General features: G+C 67.6%; 20 protein-coding genes. 9 read left to right on the top strand and 11 right to left on the bottom strand.

Translation table 11 applies throughout. The features are described 5' to 3' along the window. The first annotated feature begins 8 nt into the window (after positions 1 to 8). Genes ACV22W_RS00615 through ACV22W_RS00625 form a run of 3 tightly spaced genes read left to right on the top strand, consistent with a single transcriptional unit; the run spans position 9 to position 2,496 of the window. Entirely contained in the window at positions 9 to 605 is a 597-nt protein-coding gene (locus ACV22W_RS00615; RefSeq protein WP_448017268.1) for a TetR/AcrR family transcriptional regulator, read from the top strand. 50 nt (positions 606 to 655) lie between these two features. Continuing rightward, positions 656 to 2,137, top strand: a complete 1,482-nt coding sequence (locus ACV22W_RS00620; RefSeq protein WP_448017269.1) for an MFS transporter — start codon at positions 656 to 658, stop codon at positions 2,135 to 2,137. 50 nt (positions 2,138 to 2,187) lie between these two features. Beyond that, a complete protein-coding gene (locus ACV22W_RS00625; protein WP_448017270.1) occupies positions 2,188 to 2,496 on the top strand; it encodes an EthD family reductase in 309 nt (102 codons plus the stop codon). Positions 2,497 to 3,069: 573 nt separating this feature from the next. On the opposite strand, the gene ACV22W_RS00630 is transcribed toward ACV22W_RS00625, so the two are convergent. Continuing rightward, on the bottom strand, positions 3,070 to 3,927 hold the full coding sequence (locus ACV22W_RS00630) for a phage tail tip lysozyme (RefSeq protein ID WP_448017271.1): 858 nt from the start codon (positions 3,925 to 3,927) through the stop codon (positions 3,070 to 3,072). A 342-nt stretch (positions 3,928 to 4,269) separates the two neighbouring features. On the opposite strand from ACV22W_RS00630, the gene ACV22W_RS00635 reads away from it, so the two are divergent. Then, a complete protein-coding gene (locus ACV22W_RS00635) occupies positions 4,270 to 5,163 on the top strand; it encodes a hypothetical protein (protein ID WP_448017272.1) in 894 nt (297 codons plus the stop codon). Positions 5,164 to 5,219: 56 nt separating this feature from the next. Here ACV22W_RS00635 and sctC read toward each other — a convergent pair whose 3' ends face one another. From sctC to ACV22W_RS00685, 10 genes are all read right to left on the bottom strand, one after another. After that, positions 5,220 to 7,004, bottom strand: a complete 1,785-nt coding sequence (sctC, locus tag ACV22W_RS00640) for a type III secretion system outer membrane ring subunit SctC (RefSeq protein WP_448017273.1) — start codon at positions 7,002 to 7,004, stop codon at positions 5,220 to 5,222. Positions 7,005 to 7,043: 39 nt separating this feature from the next. Then, positions 7,044 to 8,507, bottom strand: coding sequence for a helix-turn-helix transcriptional regulator (locus ACV22W_RS00645; protein ID WP_448017274.1), 1,464 nt, complete (start codon positions 8,505 to 8,507; stop codon positions 7,044 to 7,046). Between the two features lie 134 nt (positions 8,508 to 8,641). Further along, a complete protein-coding gene (gene sctT / locus ACV22W_RS00650; protein WP_448017275.1) occupies positions 8,642 to 9,469 on the bottom strand; it encodes a type III secretion system export apparatus subunit SctT in 828 nt (275 codons plus the stop codon). A gap of 6 nt (positions 9,470 to 9,475) precedes the next feature. Then, positions 9,476 to 9,991, bottom strand: coding sequence for a hypothetical protein (locus ACV22W_RS00655; protein ID WP_448017276.1), 516 nt, complete (start codon positions 9,989 to 9,991; stop codon positions 9,476 to 9,478). Then, positions 9,991 to 11,337 carry a type III secretion system ATPase SctN gene (gene sctN, locus ACV22W_RS00660; RefSeq protein WP_448017277.1) on the bottom strand — a complete coding sequence of 449 codons (1,347 nt, stop codon included), beginning with the start codon at positions 11,335 to 11,337 and terminating at the stop codon, positions 9,991 to 9,993. The genes ACV22W_RS00655 and sctN overlap by 1 nt, the downstream gene beginning before the upstream one ends. Further along, positions 11,334 to 12,137, bottom strand: coding sequence for a type III secretion system stator protein SctL (gene sctL, locus ACV22W_RS00665; protein WP_448017278.1), 804 nt, complete (start codon positions 12,135 to 12,137; stop codon positions 11,334 to 11,336). The genes sctN and sctL overlap by 4 nt, the downstream gene beginning before the upstream one ends. Further along, a complete protein-coding gene (locus tag ACV22W_RS00670; protein ID WP_448017279.1) occupies positions 12,122 to 12,892 on the bottom strand; it encodes a type III secretion protein HrpB4 in 771 nt (256 codons plus the stop codon). The genes sctL and ACV22W_RS00670 overlap by 16 nt, the downstream gene beginning before the upstream one ends. A 3-nt stretch (positions 12,893 to 12,895) precedes the next feature. Further along, positions 12,896 to 13,678, bottom strand: coding sequence for a type III secretion system inner membrane ring lipoprotein SctJ (sctJ, locus tag ACV22W_RS00675; RefSeq protein WP_448017280.1), 783 nt, complete (start codon positions 13,676 to 13,678; stop codon positions 12,896 to 12,898). Between the two features lie 71 nt (positions 13,679 to 13,749). Further along, complete coding sequence (locus ACV22W_RS00680; protein WP_448017281.1) at positions 13,750 to 14,142, bottom strand: type III secretion protein HrpB2; 393 nt, start codon at positions 14,140 to 14,142, stop codon at positions 13,750 to 13,752. Between the two features lie 15 nt (positions 14,143 to 14,157). Then, positions 14,158 to 14,730, bottom strand: a complete 573-nt coding sequence (locus tag ACV22W_RS00685) for an HrpB1 family type III secretion system apparatus protein (RefSeq protein ID WP_448017282.1) — start codon at positions 14,728 to 14,730, stop codon at positions 14,158 to 14,160. 312 nt (positions 14,731 to 15,042) lie between these two features. Between ACV22W_RS00685 and sctU the strand changes: the two genes are divergently transcribed. The 5 genes from sctU (at position 15,043) to sctR (ending at position 20,747) form a co-directional block, all read left to right on the top strand. Further along, positions 15,043 to 16,104, top strand: coding sequence for a type III secretion system export apparatus subunit SctU (sctU, locus tag ACV22W_RS00690; RefSeq protein WP_448017283.1), 1,062 nt, complete (start codon positions 15,043 to 15,045; stop codon positions 16,102 to 16,104). Between the two features lie 8 nt (positions 16,105 to 16,112). After that, positions 16,113 to 18,206 (top strand): type III secretion system export apparatus subunit SctV, encoded by a 2,094-nt coding sequence (gene sctV, locus ACV22W_RS00695; RefSeq protein WP_448017284.1) that lies wholly within the window; start codon positions 16,113 to 16,115, stop codon positions 18,204 to 18,206. 9 nt (positions 18,207 to 18,215) lie between these two features. Beyond that, complete coding sequence (gene sctP, locus ACV22W_RS00700; RefSeq protein WP_448017285.1) at positions 18,216 to 18,866, top strand: type III secretion system protein SctP; 651 nt, start codon at positions 18,216 to 18,218, stop codon at positions 18,864 to 18,866. Positions 18,867 to 18,946: 80 nt separating this feature from the next. Beyond that, positions 18,947 to 20,113, top strand: coding sequence for a type III secretion system cytoplasmic ring protein SctQ (gene sctQ, locus ACV22W_RS00705; RefSeq protein WP_448017286.1), 1,167 nt, complete (start codon positions 18,947 to 18,949; stop codon positions 20,111 to 20,113). Further along, positions 20,097 to 20,747, top strand: a complete 651-nt coding sequence (gene sctR / locus ACV22W_RS00710) for a type III secretion system export apparatus subunit SctR (protein ID WP_124447569.1) — start codon at positions 20,097 to 20,099, stop codon at positions 20,745 to 20,747. The genes sctQ and sctR overlap by 17 nt, the downstream gene beginning before the upstream one ends. Positions 20,748 to 20,754: the final 7 nt, after the last annotated feature.

The raw sequence follows: 20,754 nt of genomic DNA on the forward strand, positions 1-20,754 counted from the left end.
ACCGATCAATGGCAAATCCGGCTGGCGTGGGCCGTCCCCGCGAATTCGAACTTGACGATGCCGCGCGCGACGCGATGGACGTTTTTTGGGACCGCGGATATGAAGGTGCGTCCCTGCCCGATCTGATGGCCGGCACCGGCTTGTCGCGCGGTAGTCTCTACAAGGCATTCGGCGACAAGAAGGCGTTGCTGCTGGCTGCGCTCGACCTGTATATGGCCGACGGGCTCAAGGCGACCGCAGACATCCTGTCGCAACCCGGCCCCGTGAAGGACGCCATTCGCGATTCACTGCTGCGCTATGCGCGCCTGTCCGTCGGCGAGGCGGGCCGGCGCGGATGTCTCGCCGTCGCGATGACCACTGAACTGGCCGCGCGCGACGCCGATGTCGCGGAACGCACGGGGCGTCTGTTCCGGCGCCTGCAGCAGCTCTATGCCGGTGCGATCGTCCGTGGCCAGGCGAGCGGCGAGATCCCCGAGCAGGACGAGCAGGTGCTGGCACGTTTGCTTGTCTGCCAGATCGAGGGCATGCGCGTGCTGGGGAAAACCGGCGTGTCCGAGCGCGACATGCTCACGCTGGTCGACCGCACGATGCGCATCCTCGACTGATATTTTTTTACCCAATTTGGAACCGATTGGTCCCGTATGGAGAACCGTTCATGTCACGGAATGACGTCGTATCGCCCGACCCGCGTCGTTGGGCCATGTTTTCAGTCCTGCTCGTCGGCGCGTTCCTGCCGCCGCTGGACTTCTTCATCGTCAATGTCGCGCTGCCATCGATCCGCGCGGAACTGGGCGCCTCGTCGTCGGCCGAGCAACTCGTCATTTCGTCGTATGCGGGACTGTACGCGGTGACGCTGATTACCGGCGGACGATTGGGCGACCTGTTCGGCCGTGGCCGCGTGTTTTTCCTCGGGTTGATCGGCTTTGCGATCGCCTCAACGCTGTGCGGCCTCGCGAGTTCGCCATGGGCGCTCATCGTCGGTCGCGCGTTGCAGGGCGTGACGGCCGCGATCATGGCGCCGCAGGCGCTCGCTTCGATCCAGGCGATCTTCCCCGAATCGGAAAAGCCGCTCGCGCTCAGCCTGTACGGTGCGGTGTTCGGCCTCGCCGCCGTGGTCGGGCAGGCGCTGGGCGGGATCCTGATCTCGTTGAATCTGTTGAACCTGGGCTGGCGCACGATCTTCCTCGTCAACCTGCCGCTGGCGATTCTGGTCGTCCTGTTCGGGATTCCGCTGCTGAAGGAAACACGTGCGCAGCATGCGCGCAAGCTCGACCTCGGCGGCACCGCGCTGTCGATGCTGACGCTGGGCGCGCTGATCGTGCCGCTGATCGAGGGGCGCGAAGCAGGCTGGCCCGTATGGGCATGGGTGTCGCTGCTCGCGGTGCCGGCCCTCGCCGGGTTCTTCTGGCGCTACGAGCGCCGGCTGGGCCTCCGCGGCGGCGCACCGCTGCTCGATCCGGCCGCGCTGCGCGCACCGGGGCTGGGCCGAGCGTTGCTGATCGCGCTGCTGCTGTACTCGATCGGCGCGTTCTTCCTGCTGTTCTCCGTGTATCTGCAGAATGCGTTGCACGTCGACGCGCTGAGCGCGGGCCTCGTGTTCCTGCCGTTCGGCGTGGGGTTCCTGCTGGGCCCGTTGTCGACGCCTTTCTGCTCGCGTGTCATCGGCGCTTACGTCAATCCGTTCGGCATGAGCCTGGAGATCGTCGGCCTCGTCGGCCTCGCGCGTTTGATCGCTGCCACGCCGGTCGGGATGCCGCTCGCTGCCGCGCCGCTCGCGGTCGTTCTCTTCGTCATCGGTTTCGGACAAGGCCTCGCGCTGCCGACGCTGATGCGCATGGTGACGGGGCGCGTCGCACCGGCGCTTTCCGGCATGATCGCCGGCATCGCCAGCTCGACGCTGCAGGTCAGCACGTCGCTCAGCGTCGCGATCATCGGCGGAATTTTCTATACGGTTCTCGGCCCGAGCCAGGAGCCGGCCGCGATTGCGCACGCGTTCATCGTCGCCCTTCTCTCGATTTCATTGTTCCTCGCCGCCGGCGCCGCGCTGGGCATCTCGCTCGCACGCGCGCCTGCCGCGCCGACCTCGGTGCGGGCGGCCGCCCGGCCGGGCTTCGGCCCCGAACGTAATCGGCCGTAGTCATCCGTCTCGACATTCATCGTTGCATCAGTCCGACCTGGAACGTCCCTATGTATTTAGTCGTTTCCTATCGCCGAGCCGCAGGCACGCGGTTCGATTCCCGTTACTACGTCGACCATCACATTCCGCTGGTGGAAAAATCCTGGAAGCCGTACGGACTCGAATACGTCGACGCGTTCTTCCCGGCACGTGACGATGGCGAACTGATCGTCGTGGCGATGTGCCGCTTCAAGGACAGCGCGGCATTGGACGCCGCGTTCGCGTCCGCGGAGACGGCGGACGTCATGGCCGATATCGATGCGTTCACCGATATCGAACCCGATCGGCACATCGCGGACGTCTTCTCGCGCGTGGCGTAACGGCGATCGCGCGCCGCCATGCATCGGTTCCGGCCGGCGCCATCGATCTCTTGTCCGATAGCACCGCGAACGACCGGGTGTCAGGATGGGCATCGAGCAATACCCTGATGCTGCGCGAAAGCGCCCTTGCGGGGCTCGGCCCCACGCTGCTGGTCGACTCGACGTGGCGTCCGGAGCGCTGCTGCACCTGTTCCCCCAGTACACGGCCCGCACCGCCAGTTCGCCCATCGCCGCCTGCGCGGTCTATCTCGCCCTGAAAAGCGGCTTAGCGGACCGGGCCGATTTCTTCGTATCCTCCAGCGTCTTCGTCATCACGGAAACCTCGACGGAGGGTCTTGAGCCCAACGTCCATTGCTTCGCTGTGTGTTTGACGGTTTCCGTTGGACGAAGAGCTCCGCCACCTCATCGATCGTTCCAGCGTAACGCAGCACGTGGACCAGGTCGACCGCGTCCTTGTTTTCGTTGCGTTGCTCCAGCGCCAGCATTTCCAGCACGGACTACGTGGGTTGAACATTTCTAGCTCGGGTTCCGTGCACGGGCGCGCGCTTGACGCATCGAGCGCGTGGAAGCGGCTCAGAGACCTTCGTTCAGGAAGTTCTGGGCGTACTGGAGCCGGTTGTCCATCTGCGGGTCGGTCGCCTGCTCGTAGTCGGTGTCCCAGACCTGGGCCGCCTGCGACACGTTCGTCGTGTTCTTCAGGTCGGAGATCGTCTTGCTGTACGGGCCGTCGAGTTCCTGGTTCATGTAGCCGATGTTCGCGTCGAGGCTGCCCGGATCGAGATTGTGCTGCTGCGCGTAGGCGATCTCGCCCTGCTTGCGTGTGCCGCCCCACTGCGCGAGCCCCCAGCCGTTCGCGTTGTCGTCCGCGAAGTTGCCCGACGGTGCGCCTTCGGCGCCGCCCTGGTTGACGTTCGGCTTCAGTCCGCTTTCCTGCTGCAGGTTGCCGAGCACGCCCGCAATCTGCGTGTCGTTGAGCCCGTAGCGGCTGCGCAGGTCGTCCGCGATCGCGTTCGCCGCACCGCCGCCGGTGCTCGCGGGCAGCGTCGACGCGTTCTGGCCGCGCGCCTGCCCATCGCTCTGGCCGCCTCGCGGTTGCGGTACGCCGGCATTTGCCGGCGGTGCGTCGGTGGCCGGAGCCGCGTGGTTCGACGACGGCCCGTTCAACGAAAACGAAAGCGGCGTGCCGTTGCCGCCGCTTCCGCTGCCGTCGTCACTCGCGAGCCGTATCTGCGGCATCCCGCCTCCGCTGCCTCCGCCGGCAGGCGGTGCCCCGTCGGCGGCCGACGCTTGCTTGAGCGCGGCGAACACCGCCTGCAGGATCTGCTCTAACTGAACCAGCACCTGCGTGATCTGCGCCTCGTTCGAACCGGCCCCCTGCGAAGGGTCGAAATTCGTCGACCCTGTGGAACTCACACTCACTGACAAGGACATGACGCCTCCCTCCGGGAATCGCTAGACGGGCCACTTCGGCCGACTATAGGCCGCGTGGCGGGCGACATGCGCAGCCGGTGCGAAGCAGGCGACGGGTTTGCGAACCGGAACGCGGCACTGCGCGTGGTTGGCACGCTCGGGAGAGGGCGCGGTCGACCGGCATCGCCGTGCGTCATGCCGGCACTTCGCGCCGTGCGCCGGCGTTTCGTGGCGTGCCGCCCGGGCGCCACGCCGACGCATATAGTCGAATGGCCGGCGGCGCATGCCGCCGCCCGACGGTGCCTGCCCGCGCAAACGGCGATGCGCACCTACCCTGTCCACTCCGCGCGGAGAACGGCGATCATGATCACCATCACCCTCCAGGGCAATGCCCCGGTTTCCGGGGCCGATTCAGTGCCCGACGCAGGATCGGCGGACAACACCGGTTCGCAACAGGTCGCGCAGATCATCCAGGAACTGATGGCGGCGCTCAAAAGCCTGTTGTCCGGACAGCACGGTGACGATTCGTCATCGTCGCCGGCGGCGGGCGGCACGAACCGGTCCGCCTCGCCGCTGGCGAACTACGACGCCTTGCCGCCGACGTCACCGCCGAACGGCCAGCACGCGCCGATCGATCCGAACACGCAGAACACGCAAAACGCCCCGAACGACCAGAGCCCGCCCGCCGTCGCGCCGCTTTCCGGCGGCCCGGCAAAACTGTCGACCAACGCCGGCGGCGTAGCGCAGGCGGGCGCGATAGCAGGCACCGCCCCGACGTCGACGCAAACCGTCAGCACCGGCACGGGCAACGACAAGACCTTCAACGTCACCAACAACACGAACCGGCCCGAGTCGTTCACGTACTCCATGCAAGGCCAGAACAAGGCGACTCTCACGCTCGCGCCAGGGCAGACCGGCACCTTCGTCGGCGGTTCGCACGATATCGGCGTGCGGATCTCGCCCTCCGACGCGAGCGGCAACACGCATCCGAACGAGGTGTTGTACGAAGACGGCGGGGCCGACAACGGTCAGGCGTCCGGCGCCGGCAACCCGGACGTGAGCAAGGTCGACGGCGACAAGGATTTCGCCGGCAACGCCGAAAACATGACCGTGACGCTGTCCGACGGGCGCACCGCCGGCGACGGCAATGCGATCCGCCCGTACCTGTACTCGACCGACGATGCGGCCGCGATGGGTCTCGCGGGCGATCCGAGCAAGACGGTCAATATCGTGATGTCGGACGCCACGAGCCATTGACGCCCCGATCCGGCGCGACGTGCGCTGCACCGGCGCACGTCGTGCCGGGGGGCAGGTCAGAAGTGAATGATCCGCGGCGTCAGCAGGAACACGCGTTCCATGTGCTTGTGCGACCGATCCGTATTCCGGAACAGCGCGCCGATCAGCGGGATCTTCGACACCCACGGCACCCGCGCGACGCCGTTCGAATCCTTGTCGGTGCTGTAGCCGGCGATCAGCAGGCTCTCCCCTTCGCCGACGAACGCCTGCGTGTTGATCTCGCTGCTCGTGATCACCGGCAGCGTGTCGACCTGGTCGCCCGTGAGCTGGCCGTCCTCGATATGCACGTCGAGCTTGATCCGCGTCGCGCCGTTGTCCTGCACGACCATCGGCAGCACGCGCAGCGACGTGCCGGTCGACACGGAATACAGATCGCCGGACGTATAGCCCTGCACGCGCACGAAGAAGCGCGTCTTGTTGTCCATCACGGCCTCGACGTTGTCGAGCGTCGCGACCTTCGGGCTGGAATCGATCCTCGCCTCCGACGTCGATTCCAGCGCGGTGATCCGCGCGAGCAGATAGCGCCCGGCATTGCCGAGCACCGCGGTGATCGCACCGCCGACAGGCGTGGCCGCGACGGACGTGGTGCCGTCGGCCAGCGTCGTCACGCCGAAGTTCGGGTTGATGTTGCCGTTGTAGCCGTTCTGCTGCATCGTGCCCGAGCCGGTCTGCAGGTCGACGTGGCTGTTGTGCGCCCGCCAGTCCACGCCGATCTGCCGCAGGAGGTCGTCGTCGATCTCGATAATGTGCGCCTCGATCTCGATCAGGTTCGGGCGCGCATCGAGCTTCTCGATCAGCGGCGCATAGAGCCCGATGCGTTGGGGCGTGTCGCGGATCAGCACCGAGTTGGTGGTCGGATCGGCTTCCACCACCGGCAGGCTCCGGTCGCCCGCCCCCGGGTCGGCCGCCATCGCGCCTCCCGCCCCGCCCTGCGATGCATCCGTGACCGCGCCGTTCCTCGCGCCACCGGCCTGCCCGCCGCCGAGCAGGCCGCTCACCAGGCTGCGCGACGAATCGCCGCCCGCCATGCCCGGCGGTAGCGGCGGCACCGGCGAACCGCCCGTTGTGCCGCCGCTTGCATCGGTCATCGGCGACAGCCGCTCCAGGCCGCCGATCGCCGGCGCCGCGCCGTTGTCGCCTGCGCCGGACTGCTTCGAATGATAGAGATTCGACACGACCGTCGCGACGCCCGGCACGACCACGTTCTTGCCGTCGAGCTGCACCTTGTGGTCGGCCGCCCACGCGCTGCTCAGCTTGAACGCGCGCACGACCGTGCCGTTCGAGCGCTGCATGTTCTCGTCGAGATGCTTCGCGACACCGGCCACCATCTGCACATACTGCGGCGGCCCGCTGATGATCACGGTGCGCGCGCTGTTGTCGTAGGTCAGCGGATAGCGCTTGTCGTCGAGCCGCATGCCACGCAGCGTGGCGTTGAGATCGGTGATCGATGCATTGTCGAGCCGGACGATCTGTCGCGTCACGTCGTTCGCATTACTGATCGACATCACGCTGCCGTCGTAGAACCACACGAAGCCGAACGTCGCAGCGAGCGTGTCGAGGATCCGTTGCGGCGGCATGTCGAAGCGGCCGGTCACGGTGCCCTGGACGTTGTCGGCGATCGATGCCGTCACGCCCTGGCTCGCGAGCAGGTCACGCAGCACGTCCTTCAGGTCCTTGCCTTCGGCCGTCACGTGGGCGACGCCGCTGCGCCAGCGCACCACGTCCGCGTACACTGCCGTCGTCGCGCCCATGCCGATCACCCACACGGCCCACGCCACGCAAAATATCGCCTTCGATCTCATCGCTGTCGCACACCCGTTACGGAAGGAAAAATCGGTTCGTTATCGTTCGAGCGTGTGCGATGGCGCTTCGTCGAACTGCTTTCGATAGCCGTTGATCAGCGTCGAGCGGTTCTGCACGCCCCAGCGGCTCGCGGTGGCCAGGACGCCACCGTCGGACGCCGAACCGTCCACGAGCTCGGAGCGGATGCGCTCCATCCGCTGGCGGCGGATCAGCTCGGTCGGCGACATGTTCAGGAATTTCTTGAACGCGCTTTGCAGCGCCCGCTCGGTCACCCCGACTTCCGCGGCGATGTCGCGCACGGAAAGGTCGGCGTGCTCGAGGTTCTCGAGCAGAAAGCTGTACGCGCGCCGATAGCGGGCCGGCAGGCGCGCGCCGATGTCGTCGAGCTGCGACGTCTCGCGGATCTTGCGTTCGAGGAACGGCACGCGTGCCGACAACGCTTCGCGCAGGCATTCCATCGAGGTCAGCGCATAGCGGCTGTAGAACTGCTGCGCGTCCTTCAGCCGCCCCTGCGCCTGGCGGGTCTTGGCCACGCAGTACAGGTATTCGATCTGCCGGTGTCCGGCCACGCCGGACTGCGCGGCTCCATACAGCGGCTCGAGGATCATGTCGGCGACCTGCGCGGCATCGCACGCGAGCATCGCGAGCGCGATCTCGAGCCGCACCGTCCGCTGGTAGTCGCGCAGGTTGTGGTCGCGCGCCCAGTTCACATGCTTGAGCAACCCGTCGACGGGACTCCGGTCGACGCCGGTCGCGTCGCGCAACTGGCACAGGTAGTCGACGCGTGCGCGCAGTACGGGAAGGTGCACGCACGCGAGATCGATCCTGCTTTGCGCGCTGTCGAGGTACTCGTGCAGCGACGCCCGCGCGGAGCGGCCGTTCATCGAGCCGGACTGCCAGTAGACGTGATCCTGCAGCGATGCAGACGAACGCAGGGTGCACTGCATCGCAATGTCGAGCTTCAGCGCCGCGAGCAGTTCGTTCCACGCCGGCATGGTCGATTCCGGTGCCTCGCGGGCCAGTTCGCGCAGTTCGTCGAGTTCGCCGAGCGCTTCGCTCACGCGGCCCAGTTCATGGAGCACGCAGACGATGCCGACGCGGACTTCGAGCACGCGATCGATCGGGATGTCGTCCTCGTCCGCTGCGCGGCCGAAGCAGGCCAGCGCGGTGTTGAGCCGGTAGCGGAAGAAGGCCTGCCAGGCGGTGTTGCGGCAGGACTCCGCGCGCATCGCCTGCCGCGACGCATTGCTCAGGCGCTGCGCGGCCCGATAGGCCTCCTCCGCTTCCACGTCGCCGCCGGTCAGCAGCTGCATGTCGGCGTGCAGTTGCAGCGCGTGCGGCGGATTGCGCGGCGCATCGGCCTCGTCCGCCCAGCGGCTGGCCAACTGGCGCGCGACGCCGAAGTCGCCGTTGAACAGCATGGCGCCAAAACGTTCCCGCCCAGCGGCGAAATCCGGCGTTCCCAGATACGCGGCAAGCGGGAAATAAAGTGTCGAGAACATATCTGACTCCAGTGCGTGCCGGCTTGTCAGGCCGCCTTGGAGAACAGCGTAACGGAATTAAATATGAAGAAACTCAATTAATCTAATCTTTGGCATCGTTTTGAGAAATATTGAGTTTGAAATGAATTAGTAAACTAATGTTTATCTGCATTCCCACGATTAGAGAAAATTCCATTCCATTGTGCTTCGAGCGAATTCAGGGCCAGTTGCCCGTGCACCTGGTCCACGAACAATCCGATGAAGATCGCCAGCATCGCGATCGCGACCGCAGCCTTCACCGGCTGGCTCAGGCTGGAAATATCCAGCTTCGACGCCGATTTCGACACGAAGCCGAACGCGACGTCGATCAGCACCAGGATGAACAGCAACGGTGCGGCGAGCTTCGCGATCGACTGCATCAGCGTATCGGTCTGCCTGAGCACGAACGATTCCACGATATCGCCGGCGATCGGCGCGCCTTTCGCGACCGGCCACCACCCGTACGATTCGTACAGCGTGCCGAGCAGGAACGTCATCCCGCCGAGCGCCCAGAACGCCATGATCGCGACCTGCTGCAGCAACGTGCCGACCGGCGTGCTCTGCTCCTGGCTGGCCGGGTTGGTGATCTGGATGTTGTTGTGCCCGGTCAGGTCGTCGATATAGACGCCCACGCTTTCCGCGACCCAGAACACGGTCGATGCCGCATAGCCGAGCACCAGCCCGATCGCCGCCTCGCGCAGCATCACTTCGGCGAGGAACAGGCCGTGCAGCGATTCGACGAACGCGATCGGCTGGCCCATCGCGACGTATGCGCTGAACACGATCGCGATCGCGTTGCGCACCGTGCCCTGGATCACGCCGTCCGCGGTAGGCGGAAACACGAACATCAGCACGAACAGCCGCAGCGAGCAGACGCCGGTGACCGTCAGGTAGCCGATGAAGAGGCCATGCAGGCCGACGAGCGGTTCGAGCGTCTGGATCATCCGGTGTCATCCCTGGGCGGCACGCGCCCGGATGAACCGGGACGCGGCGATTTCCTCGTTTTCTTCATCCTGCGCGTCCTCGCGCGCGAGATCGATCGCCTGCCGGATGGCCGCGATTCGTTCGCTGCACTGGTCGATCCGCTGCGTATTGCGCGCGATGTCGCGCTGGATTCGTACGATCTCGCTGTCGACACCGTCGATCAGGCCGTCGAGTTGCGCCAGTTCCGCGACCATCGCGCGTCTGCGATCGGTCACGACGCCGATGTACCGCACGCACTGGTTGAACGCGTCGATCGAGAAGCCTTCGCTGCCGCTCGTCATGTGCTCGACGCGCGCCTGGTAGCCGTCGATCACCCGGGTCTCGCCGTCGATCTGCTCGACCTTCGCCGCGCGGCGCGCCAGCAATCCCGCGCGTTCATCGTGGCGCGCGGCGAGTTCACCGCGCCATGCGTCGATCTCGCGCGTGCGGCGCGCGTTCGCGTGTGCGAGCGCGGCGATGCGATGACGGTTCGCGTCCGCCATCAGGCGGCCGTCAGCGCATGCAGCCGCGCCTCAGTGTCGGCCAGCGCGACGATTTCGTCGGTGCGCTGCGACAGGAACGCCTTGATCGCATCGTGCCGTGCAATCGCCTCGTCGGCGAGCGCATTCGCACCCGACTTGTATTCGCCGATCTGCAGCAGCATCTCGATCTCGCGGTACTTCGCCATCAAGGCGCGCACCCGCGCGGCCGCGTCGACGTACGGCGCGGGCATCACCTGCGACATCACGCGCGACAGGCTGCCCAGCACGTCGATGGCCGGGTACTGGTTGCGCGCGGCGATGTCGCGCGACAGGATCATGTGCCCGTCGAGAATCCCGCGCACTTCCTCCGCGATCGGATCACTGCCGCTCTCGTCTTCGGCGAGCACCGTGTAGAGCGCCGTGATCGAGCCGGTCGCGCCCATCCCGGCACGCTCCAGCAGGCGCGGCAGTTCCGCGAAGATGGATGGCGGGAAGCCGCGCCGGGCCGGCGGTTCGCCGGCGGCCAGCCCGATTTCACGCCCGGCGCGCGCGAAGCGCGTGAGCGAATCCATCATCAGCAGCACGCGCAGCCCGCGATCTCGGAAGTATTCGGCGATCGCCGTCGCCACGTAGGCCGCTTTCGCGCGCTCCATCGACGAACGGTCGGACGTCGCGCAGACGACGACCGATCGCGCCATGCCGGCCGGCCCGAGAATCAGCTCGACGAATTCGCGCACTTCGCGGCCGCGTTCGCCGATCAGCGCGATCACGTTGATGTCGCAGTCGGTGCCGCGCGCGAACATGCCGAGCAGCGTGCTCTTGCCGACGCCCGCCGGCGCGAAGATGCCCATCCGCTGCCCCTCGGCGAGCGTCATCATCCCGTCGACGACGCGCACGCCGGTTGCCATCGGCGTCTCGATCATGCGCCGGCTCATCGGCTCGGGCGGCGACGCGAACACCGGCTGCAGCGTGTCGGATTCGATCTCGGGGCCGCCGTCGACGGGATTGCCGAGACTGTCAATCACGCGGCCAAGCAGCACGTCGCCGACCTTGACGGCGAGCGACCGGCCAAGCCCGACCACCTGGGTCGAGCGCGAGATGTCCGTCAGCCGCGAGAACGGCGACAGCAGCGCGCAGTCGCGCGTGAAGCCGATCACTTCCGCGTGCTGCAGCAGCTCGCCGGCCGGCGTGCGCAGCTCGCACAGCTCGCCCAGCGACACGTCGAGGCCGCCGACCTTGACGAGCGTTCCGATCACCTCGATCACCTTGCCGGTGCGCAGCACGCCCGGCCCCGCGAGGATCTCCCGCTCGATCTCGTCGGTCAGACGCTCGAAGCCGAGCGTCCGGTCGAACCAGCCGTCCTTCATCCCGACACCTCGGCCGTCGCGGCATCGCCGCTTTCCGCTTCGTCGTCCGCGCCAGCCTGGTCGAGGTAGATCGAGCGCTTCAGCGCACGGGCGACGGCGCTGCGCATGGCCCGCAGCTGCGTGTTCAGGCTCGCGTCGACCGAGCCGAAATCCGTCTCGCAGACGCACGCGCCCGGCTCGAGCTGCCGGTCGGCCACGATCGACACCGGAATCGGCCGGCCGAGATCGCGCCATTTCGCCGCGAGTCGGTCGAACGCGGTGCGCGCCGCTTCGTAATCCTGCGGGTTCACAGCGACGCGCAGGTAGGTGGAATTGTCGATGATCCGGTCGACGGTCGACAGCGCGCGCTCGAACAGCGCTTCGCGATCCATGCTGTGGACGATGCTCTCGACCGCCGACGCGATGATGTCCGCCAGCCGTTCGCGCATGCGGACCTGCAGGCGGCTCTGCGCGTCGGTCGCGTCGGCGAGCCGCTCCATCCATTCCGACAGCGCGCGGTTCGAGCCCTCGCGGTAGCCGCGCTGTTCAGCGGTTTCGTAGGTGTCGCGCGCCGCGTCGAGCAGCAGCTCGGCCTGTTCCTCGCCCGCCGCAACGATCGCGGCGGCCTCGGCCTGCGCGTCCTCGAGCACCCGCGCGCGATCCGCGTCGAGCTGTGCGTAGGCGTCCGCGATCGACAGCAGATGGCCGAACGTCTCGCGTCGGACCACGTCGCCGTGCACGCCGAACCGTACGGCCGGGGCGCCCTCGCCCTCGTCGTCGGTGCCGGCCGTCAGCCGGCGGCTGTTCAGCCAAATAACCATGCCCACTCCCGAAGCAATTCAGGCAGACGACGAAACAACTGTGCCGTTCCCGCTTCGTCGTGCTGCGTCGGCAACGCGTTGAGCCACGCGGGCACGTCGAGCATGCGCGGCAACGCGAGCCGCGACAGCGGAAACGGCAGTCCGGCTGCGCCTTTCAGGTCGCGCAGCACCAGCAGCATTCCTTCGATCGCGAGCGCCTGCGCATCGAGCGACGCGAGCGGCGGCATCGCGACGGCGGCAAGACGGGCCGCGTCATTCGCGCTGTCGGTGTTCGGGCCGCTCATCAACACGTCCACGTCGAGCCCTGTCCAGTCGGCAAGCCGCCGTTGCGCGTGCCTGTCGATCAGCCGCCGCACCTCGCCGCGGCGCAGCAGCAGCGCGCGCATCCGCCAGATCCGCAGCGTCAGCGGCGCGGGCGCGACGTCCAGCAGGCACGCGTTGGGCTGGGGCGCGACGGTCGTGCCGATGCGGGCGAAACCGCCCTGCGACAAGTCGGCGAACCCGGGCGGCGTCACGCCGAGCGCGTGCACCAGCGCGCGCGAGCACCGGAGCGCGGCGCCGGCCGGCGCGCCCGCGAGCAGTGCTCGCCAGTCCACCAGCAGCGCTTCGGGCACGCCGAGCGATGCGGCGATCCAGGACGGATGCACCCAGTCGGCGACGCAATCGACGTTGTCGCGATAGCGGTCGAGCGCCGTTGCAACGCGCACGGCCGGCACGCCGGCGTCGAGCCCGGCGGGGGCTGCGAAGCCCGCCATCGCCTACGGCTCCTTGCGGGCCGGCCGGAAACGCCCGGCGAACGCGTCGAGCCAGCCCTGCAGCGACGGCGCGCCGCGTTTCGCGCCGAACCGGTACGCGGCGAAGCCGGCGCCGGCGAGGAACGCCGCGACCGCGGCGCCGAGCACGACCATCCACCACGGGTTCGACGGGGGCGGCGTGTATTTCGACAGCTCGACCGGATCGGCGGCGACCGTCGTGACGCTCACATGGTCGTAGGTCAGCCCTTCGACGCTGTGCATCACCAGCGTCTTGATCTGCGGGATCAGCGTGTTGATGTCCGCGTCCGGCCGGTACTTGATGAACACGGCGGCGGACGAGGGCTTGATCTCCTGCGCGAGCGGGTCGTTGTTCGGCAGCACGATCTGCACGCGCGCGACCAGCACGCCGTCGATCTTCGACAGCGTCGACGACAGTTCCTGCGAGATGCCGTACACGAAGCGCACGCGCTCCTCGGTCGGCGTCGACACGAGGCCGTCCTTCTTGAACAGCTCGCCGAGGTCGTTGAACTTGCTGTGCGGCAGCCCGCGCGAACGCAGCACCTCCATCGCGCGCACGACCTGTGCGTCGTCGACGTTGAGCATCCAGTTCTTGCCGCCGTCCGGGCTGTCCTTGCTCGCGGACACGCCCTGCTCCAGCAGCGCGACCAGCATCTCGTTCGCGTCCTGCTCGGTGAGATTGCCGTACAGCTCCTTCTTGCATCCGCCGAGCAGCGCGATGCACAGCGCGACGACCGCAATGCGCGCCACGCGACGATTCGACTTCATGGGATTGCCACCCGCCCTTCGGGCACTGCCGTTCGCGACGTTCCGCTCCGCACGCCGGCGGACCACGGGACTCATTGGTTCTTCATCAGCGTCTGGACCGACGACTTCGACGATTCCGCGAGGCTCATCTTGACCTGCATGTTCATCTGCATGCTGGTCATCTCGTACATCATCTGGATGGTGCGCTGGGTCATCTCCGTCATCGACATCCCCGGCAGGTCGGCGGTCAGCTTGCCGACGTCCTCGATCGTGTGCCGGAACTGGACGTCCTGCGCCTCGATGGCTTTCGACACCGACGACGACAGATGGCTGCCCGCGTGCTCGGGCGGCGCCATCGGCGCGCGCGCCATCAGCGCCGTGAACTTGTCGCCCAGTTCGGTGGTCGCGGGGGACGCGGCCGCGGACGTCGCCTCCGTTGCGTCGAGTGCGGCCGGTGCAAGCTGGCTGACGGGATCGATGGACATGTCGGAGCCTCCGGGTTACGCGCGCAGGAATGCGCCGCCGTGGAACATCCCGGCCACGGGCGCGGGATCGTGCTGCGCGGTGTGCGCCGGTTCGTCGGCGCTTGCGCCGGCTTCCTCGAGCGATGCCGGGGCGACGAACGGCTGGCCCGGACGATGCTCCCGGATCGCGCGATCGACCTCGTCCTTCACTTCGAGGGCCCGCACCAGTGCGCGCGTGTCCTTGTTGTCCGGATCGTCCGCGAGCGCTTCGGTCGCGATCTGCCGCCACGACGGATCGCCCATCGACGACAGCGAGAACGCGAGCAGCGCCTTCGCATAGCCGAACTGCGGGCGCATCTCGATCACCCGCAGCAGGACCTGGTTCGCTTCCTGCCACTGCCCCTTCGCCATGCGAAGGAGGCCGTCGAGCGCGTCGATCTCGACCACGCGCGGGCGCAGCAGACGCAGCGCGTCGATCACCTGTTCGATGTCGAACAGGTCGACATGCGTGTTCGGAAAATTGTCCAGCAGCGCCACGGAGACGGTCTCGATCAGCCCGCCAATGAATTCCGGGCTGCAGTTCAGGTACTCGGGCGTGTCTACGGTCATGGCAACGCACTCCTGCGATGTGAGGGAAACGGGCCGGCCGGTCGTGCGGCGGGCGGCGCGCAGTCGGATGCATGCCGACGCCTGCCAACATAGCAATTCCGTCCGGGCCCGCCACCGCGCATGCGAAGCCAGCGCGCACGAGGCGAAGCGCGCGCCGCGGGCCGCATCGGCCGGCGGCTCGCTTCGGCACGCGCCGCGCCGCTTCGCATCGCGCCAGCCCGCCGCGTGCGGCGGGCGCTAAGGTCATCGCAGCGGCGCGAATGCGCGCCCCTTCTTGATCCGATCCGGCCGAGATGTGCCGCGGGCCTATCCATGAGCGACGAAAAGACCGAACAGCCCACCGACAAGAAACTCGAGGACGCGCGCAAGGACGGCGAGGTATCGCGCAGCACCGACTTCTCCGACGCGCTGTCGATGGCCGGCGCACTGATCGCGCTGGTCGCGACGGTGCCGCTCTTTCGCGACGGGCTGCACGAACTCGTGTCGATCCCGCTGGCGTTCGTCACGCAGGCGCGCACGCTGGAGCGCATGCACGCCGACCTGTTCCGGCTCGGCGGCACCGCACTGAAACTGATCGTGCCGTGCGTGTTCGCCGCGGCGCTGGCATCGACGGCCGGCTCCGTCGCGCAGGCCGGCTTCCGCATCGCGACCAAGCCGGTCACGCCGAACATGCAGACGGTGAACCCGACGAGCGGCATCAAGCGAATCTTTTCCGCCAAGAGCCTGATCGACTGCGCGAAGATGGTCGTCAAGGCGATCATCCTCGGCTGGGTGATGTGGCAGTCGATCAAGTGGCTGTTTCCGCTCGTGGTCGGTTCGATCTACCAGCCGCTCGGCGGGCTGTCGCTGATGTTCTGGGACATGCTGGCGAAACTTGGCGCGATCTCCGTCGGCATTTTCCTGCTGGTCGGCGCCGTCGACATCAAGCTGCAGCGCTTCCTGTTCATCAAGAAGATGAAGATGAGCAAGGACGAGGTGAAGCGCGAGCACAAGGAGCAGGAAGGCAGTCCCGAACTCAAGGGCGAGCGCCGCCGCCTCGCGCGCGAGCTGGCGAGCACGCCGCCGAAGCCGCGCGTCGGCCTGGCCAACGTGCTGGTGGTCAATCCGACCCACTTCGCGGTGGCGGTGCGTTATGCGCCCGACGAACACGCGCTGCCCGTCGTGATCGCGAAAGGCATGGACGCGGACGCGGCGTCGCTGCGACGCGCGGCGCGCGACGCCGGCGTACCGATCATCGGCAACCCGCCCGTCGCACGGGCGCTTTACAAGGTCACACTGAACCAGCCGATCCCGGAAGAGCTGTTCGAGACGGTCGCCGCGATCCTGCGCTGGGTCGACGCGATCGGCTCGCCCTCCACCCCATCCCCTCACTGAGCGCGACGATGTTCAAGGCCCTCAAGATCCCCGCCGGCGGCGAAATCGGCATCGCGCTGCTGGTGACCGCGATCATCTCGCTGATGATCCTGCCGCTGCCGCCCGAGCTGATCGACATCCTGCTCGCGATCAACATCACGATCAGCGTCACGCTGCTCATGGTCACGATGTACGTGCCGGACATCGTGTCGCTGTCCGCCTTTCCGTCGCTGCTGCTGTTCACGACGCTCTACCGGCTCTCGCTGAACATCGCGTCGACCAAGTCGATCCTGCTGCATGCCGAGGCCGGCAACATCATCGACAGCTTCGGCAAGCTGGTGGTGGGCGGCAACCTGGTCGTCGGGCTGGTCGTGTTCATCATCATCACGACCGTGCAGTTCATCGTGATCGCGAAAGGCTCGGAGCGCGTGGCCGAGGTCGGTGCGCGCTTCACGCTCGATGCGATGCCGGGCAAGCAGATGAGCATCGACGCCGACCTGCGCGCGAACCTGCTGAGCCCGGAAGAAGCGCGCCACCGCCGCGCGACGCTGGCCATCGAGAGCCAGCTGCACGGCGGGATGGATGGTGCGATGAAGTTCGTGAAAGGCGATGCGATCGCCGGCCTCCTGATCACGACCATCAACATCGTCGCGGGCATCGCGGTCGGTGTCGCCTATCACGGGATGAGCGCGGGCGAGGCCGCGAACCGCTTCTCGGTGCTGTCGGTCGGCGATGCGATGGTGTCGCAGATTCCGTCGCTGCTGCTGTCGGTCGCGGCCGGCGTGATGATCACGCGGGTCGCGGACGAGCGCAGCCACAAGCCGCGCTCGCTCGGCGAGGAAATCGGCCGCCAGCTCGGCTCGAGTTCGCGCGCGCTGTATTTCGCCGCGCTGCTGCTGCTCGGCTTCGCACTGGTGCCGGGCTTTCCCGTCGTGCTGTTCCTGCTGCTGTCCGCGATCCTCGCGTTCATCGCGTACAAGTTGAACGACCGGCAGTCGCAGCACGCGCCGGCGCAGGACGGACTGCAGGCGATGCAGCGTTCGGGCGCGAAGGCCGACACACCCGCGATCATGACGCGCGCGCCGCAGTTCGCGTGCCCGATCGGCGTGCGCGTCGCCCCCGACCTGATGCAGCGGCTGGTGCTGCCCGTGCTCGACAAGTCGTTCGGCGCAGAACGCGCGCGGCTGCAGGAAGAACTGGGGCTGCCGTTTCCCGGCATCACGATGTGGACCCATGCCGGCCTGCCCGCGATGCATGCGGAAATCCTGATCCACGACGTGCCGCATCTGCTGGTCGAGCTGCCGGTCGGGATGGTCATGCTGCCCGAGCCCGAGCGTGTCGCGACGGGCGCGCCGCTGTCGGCCGAGGACGTGCAGCAGCGCGACGCGCTGGTCGCGAAGGGCGAGCCGCGCCCGCCGATCGATCCCAGCGGCCGGCCGACTCACTGGGTCGACGCGCGCGAGGCCCCGGCGCGCATTCCGGCGTGGGGCCCCGAGCAGGTCATCGCGCACGCGTCGGTCGCGCTGATGCGCCACCATGCGATGCAGTTCCTCGGCATCCAGGAGGTGCAGTGGATCCTCGAGCAGCTCGGCGAGGATCACCCGGGGCTCGTCGCGGAAGTCCAGAAGGTGCTGCCGCCGCAACGGATCGCCGACGTGCTGCGGCGCCTGCTCGAGGAACAGATTTCGATCCGCAACGTGCGGACCATCATGGAAAGCCTGATCGCGTGGGGGCCGAAGGAAAAGGACATGCTGATGCTCACCGAGTACGTGCGGGGCGACCTGTCACGCTTCCTCGCGCATCGCGCGACGCGTGGCCAGCGCACGCTGCCCGCCGTGCTGCTCGACCTGCCGATCGAACAGCATATCCGGCAGGCGATCAAGCAGACGCCGACGGGCAATTTCCTGGCGCTCGCGCCGGACGAGATCAGCCTGCTGATCGACAAGATCCACGTGGTCGTCGGGCCGCGGCCGACCGACGGCGTCGCGCTCGTCACGTCGATGGACATTCGCCGCTACGTGCGCCGGATGATCGAGGCGAAGCTGGGCTGGCTGCCCGTGTACTCGTACCAGGAACTGGGCGAGCACGTCGATCTGCGCCCGATCGGCCGCATCACCGTCTGACGCCGCGCCGTGTCCCGCATCGAAAGCCGCGACGCGCGAGCGCTGCCGCCCCCGGACGACGCGAGCCCGAGGGCCGCGCGCAGTGCGCGCCGGTTCGACTACGCGGCGCTGCTTGCCGCGCGCCGCACCGTGGTGCGTCCGGTATCCGATGCACCGCCCGCGTCGCGCCAGGGGGACGATTCGCCCGGGGAACCCGATCCGTCGTCCGGGCGTGCAGAGACTGTCCCGCTGATCTCGACCGAGCGCGACACCCCTGCATCCGACACGGCGCCGACGCCCGCCGAGCTGGCCGAATGCCGGACCATCGCCGCTCGGATCGCCAGCGCCGCCGCGCCGATCGCGACGGTCACGCTGCAGGAGCAGCGCGATCACCTGGGCCTGCTCGGCGTGCTGTCGCGCGAGATCGCGGCGTTCTGCGGCGATCCGGCCGTCGCGGCCGGCGGACAGTGGGAGGCCCATGTCGTGCTGAGCGACCGGATCCTGGCGTCCACCGAGCTGCACGTGTCGCTTTCGCATTTCGACCTGCAGCTTCGGTTCGATACGCGGGATCACGAAGCACGGCGGTTACTCTTGGCCCACAGCGTCGCGCTCGAGCAGGAGCTCGACACGATGCTGCGGGCATGGGGGCAGCCACGGACCGTCCGTCTCACGGTGTGGTAGCCGGCCCCGCGTGAATTGCCTCGAGCGCGGCGCCCGGCGGGCGGCGTGCGCGGGCCAACGGCGGCATTTTCCGGCAACGGATGAAACTGATTCGGCATTCGATCACTCCCGGTGGCGCAGCGTGCGCGCGGCTCGTGCCGCCCCCGCTCGACGCGGCCAGCGCGCACGCGTCGCGCCGTCTGTTCGACGCGCGCCTGCCGGTATTCCTGCGCGACACGCTCGGCGTGCGCGATTTCCACTGCGGTTTCGCGACCGGCGCGCCGGATTATGCCGACCCGGCCATCGCGGAGTTGCGGATCGACACGCCGGCCGGTCCGGTTGGCGCGCACCTGCTGCTCGATCTCGAACGCTACCCCGCTCTGTCGATCTGCGCGTGGTCCGAGGCCCAGGCCGCCGAACGGCGTACGAGCCCCGAACTGACGCTGCGCAACGCCGTCGCGAACGTGTTGTGCGGGCCGCTGCTGGGCTGTCTTGGCACGCTCGGCCTGCCCGGCGCGCAGGTCGTCGCGGTCAGGCGCGGCGCGTGGCCGGCGCTGCCTCCGAACAGCGTGAGCGTCGCGTTGTCGCTCTCGCTGCGCGACCAGCGACACGACGCGTTCGTGCAGCTGCCGGCCCGTTGCATCGAGTGGCTGGATACGTGCGTGGCGCGCACCGCGCGCGCCGGACGGTTCGACGCGTCGCTGCGCGTGCCGGGAAATCTCGTGCTCGGCGAGAAGGCGCTGTCGGTCGACACGCTGCAGAACCTGCGCGGCGGCGACATCCTGCTGCGCGTGGTCGACCCGTCGCTCGACGCCGCGTGGTTGCATGGCGCCGACGCGCGTGCGGACAACGCGCCGCATCCCGTTGCCTGCGCGACCTGGGGCAGCGCGGGCCTCGCGCACGGCCGGGCCGCGGTGGCCGTGCAAACCCGAACGATCACTTTGTTGAAGGAACCCGTGATGACGGAAACCACCGTCCTGGACACGCCGGAAGCCGGGCTGGATGCGCCGGATACCGAACGCGCCGTCGAAGTGGGCGAACTCGAGTTGCCGGTGCAGTTCGTCGCCGATACCGTGGCGCTGACGATCGACGAGGTGTCGTCGCTCGCACCCGGTTACGTGATCGAGCTGCCGACCGCGATCGCCGATCTGACGCTCAAGCTCGTCGCGCATGGCCAGGTGATCGGCTACGGCGAGCTGGTCGGGATCGGCGAACACGTCGGCATCCGCATACTCCGTATGGCGCACGAGCATGGTTCAGTACAGTGACCTGTCGGGCCTGCTGCTGATCGTCGTCGCGATCGGCTTGTTGCCGTTCGTCGCGATGGTCGTGACATCGTACGCGAAGGTGGTCGTCGTGCTCGGCCTGCTGCGCAACGCGCTCGGTGTGCAGCAGGTGCCGCCCAACATGGTGCTCAACGGCATCGCCATCCTCGTGTCGGTGTACGTGATGGCGCCCATCGGCATGATGGCCGCGAAGACGCTGAGCGGCCAGACGATCTCGCCGCAATCGTCGCAGGCCGTGATCCAGGCGGCCGACGCGGCGCGCGAGCCGTTCCGGCAGTTTCTCATCAAGCACACGCAGGAGCGCGAAAAGCGCTTCTTCATCCGCTCGGCGTCGATCGTGTGGCCGCAGGAGGAGGCGCAGGCGCTGAAGGAGACCGACCTGATCGTGCTCGCGCCGGCCTTCACGCTGACCGAGCTCACCGATGCGTTCAAGATCGGCTTCCTGCTGTATGTGACCTTCATCGTGATCGACCTGATCATCGCGAACGTGCTGCTGTCGATGGGGCTCAACCAGGTGTCGCCGACCAACGTCGCGATCCCGTTCAAGCTGCTGCTGTTCGTCGTGATGGACGGGTGGTCGGCGCTGATTCACGGCCTCGTGCTGACCTACAAGTGACCGGAGC

Source organism: Burkholderia sp. AW49-1, from assembly GCF_053427845.1.

Bases quoted from the DNA above. Each gene is read 5' to 3' on its own strand.
- sctC (WP_448017273.1), bottom strand. From the start codon at position 7,004: ATGAGATCGAAGGCGATATTTTGCGTGGCGTGGGCCGTGTGGGTGATC.
- ACV22W_RS00645 (WP_448017274.1), bottom strand. From the start codon at position 8,507: ATGTTCTCGACACTTTATTTCCCGCTTGCCGCGTATCTGGGAACGCCG.
- sctT (WP_448017275.1), bottom strand. From the start codon at position 9,469: ATGATCCAGACGCTCGAACCGCTCGTCGGCCTGCATGGCCTCTTCATC.
- sctJ (WP_448017280.1), bottom strand. From the start codon at position 13,678: ATGAAGTCGAATCGTCGCGTGGCGCGCATTGCGGTCGTCGCGCTGTGC.
- ACV22W_RS00625 (WP_448017270.1), top strand. From the start codon at position 2,188: ATGTATTTAGTCGTTTCCTATCGCCGAGCCGCAGGCACGCGGTTCGAT.
- ACV22W_RS00655 (WP_448017276.1), bottom strand. From the start codon at position 9,991: ATGGCGGACGCGAACCGTCATCGCATCGCCGCGCTCGCACACGCGAAC.
- ACV22W_RS00630 (WP_448017271.1), bottom strand. From the start codon at position 3,927: ATGTCCTTGTCAGTGAGTGTGAGTTCCACAGGGTCGACGAATTTCGAC.
- sctR (WP_124447569.1), top strand. From the start codon at position 20,097: ATGGTTCAGTACAGTGACCTGTCGGGCCTGCTGCTGATCGTCGTCGCG.
- sctQ (WP_448017286.1), top strand. From the start codon at position 18,947: ATGAAACTGATTCGGCATTCGATCACTCCCGGTGGCGCAGCGTGCGCG.
- sctU (WP_448017283.1), top strand. From the start codon at position 15,043: ATGAGCGACGAAAAGACCGAACAGCCCACCGACAAGAAACTCGAGGAC.
- ACV22W_RS00620 (WP_448017269.1), top strand. From the start codon at position 656: ATGTCACGGAATGACGTCGTATCGCCCGACCCGCGTCGTTGGGCCATG.
- sctN (WP_448017277.1), bottom strand. From the start codon at position 11,337: ATGAAGGACGGCTGGTTCGACCGGACGCTCGGCTTCGAGCGTCTGACC.
- ACV22W_RS00615 (WP_448017268.1), top strand. From the start codon at position 9: ATGGCAAATCCGGCTGGCGTGGGCCGTCCCCGCGAATTCGAACTTGAC.
- ACV22W_RS00685 (WP_448017282.1), bottom strand. From the start codon at position 14,730: ATGACCGTAGACACGCCCGAGTACCTGAACTGCAGCCCGGAATTCATT.
- sctL (WP_448017278.1), bottom strand. From the start codon at position 12,137: ATGGTTATTTGGCTGAACAGCCGCCGGCTGACGGCCGGCACCGACGAC.
- ACV22W_RS00680 (WP_448017281.1), bottom strand. From the start codon at position 14,142: ATGTCCATCGATCCCGTCAGCCAGCTTGCACCGGCCGCACTCGACGCA.
- sctV (WP_448017284.1), top strand. From the start codon at position 16,113: ATGTTCAAGGCCCTCAAGATCCCCGCCGGCGGCGAAATCGGCATCGCG.
- ACV22W_RS00670 (WP_448017279.1), bottom strand. From the start codon at position 12,892: ATGGCGGGCTTCGCAGCCCCCGCCGGGCTCGACGCCGGCGTGCCGGCC.
- ACV22W_RS00635 (WP_448017272.1), top strand. From the start codon at position 4,270: ATGATCACCATCACCCTCCAGGGCAATGCCCCGGTTTCCGGGGCCGAT.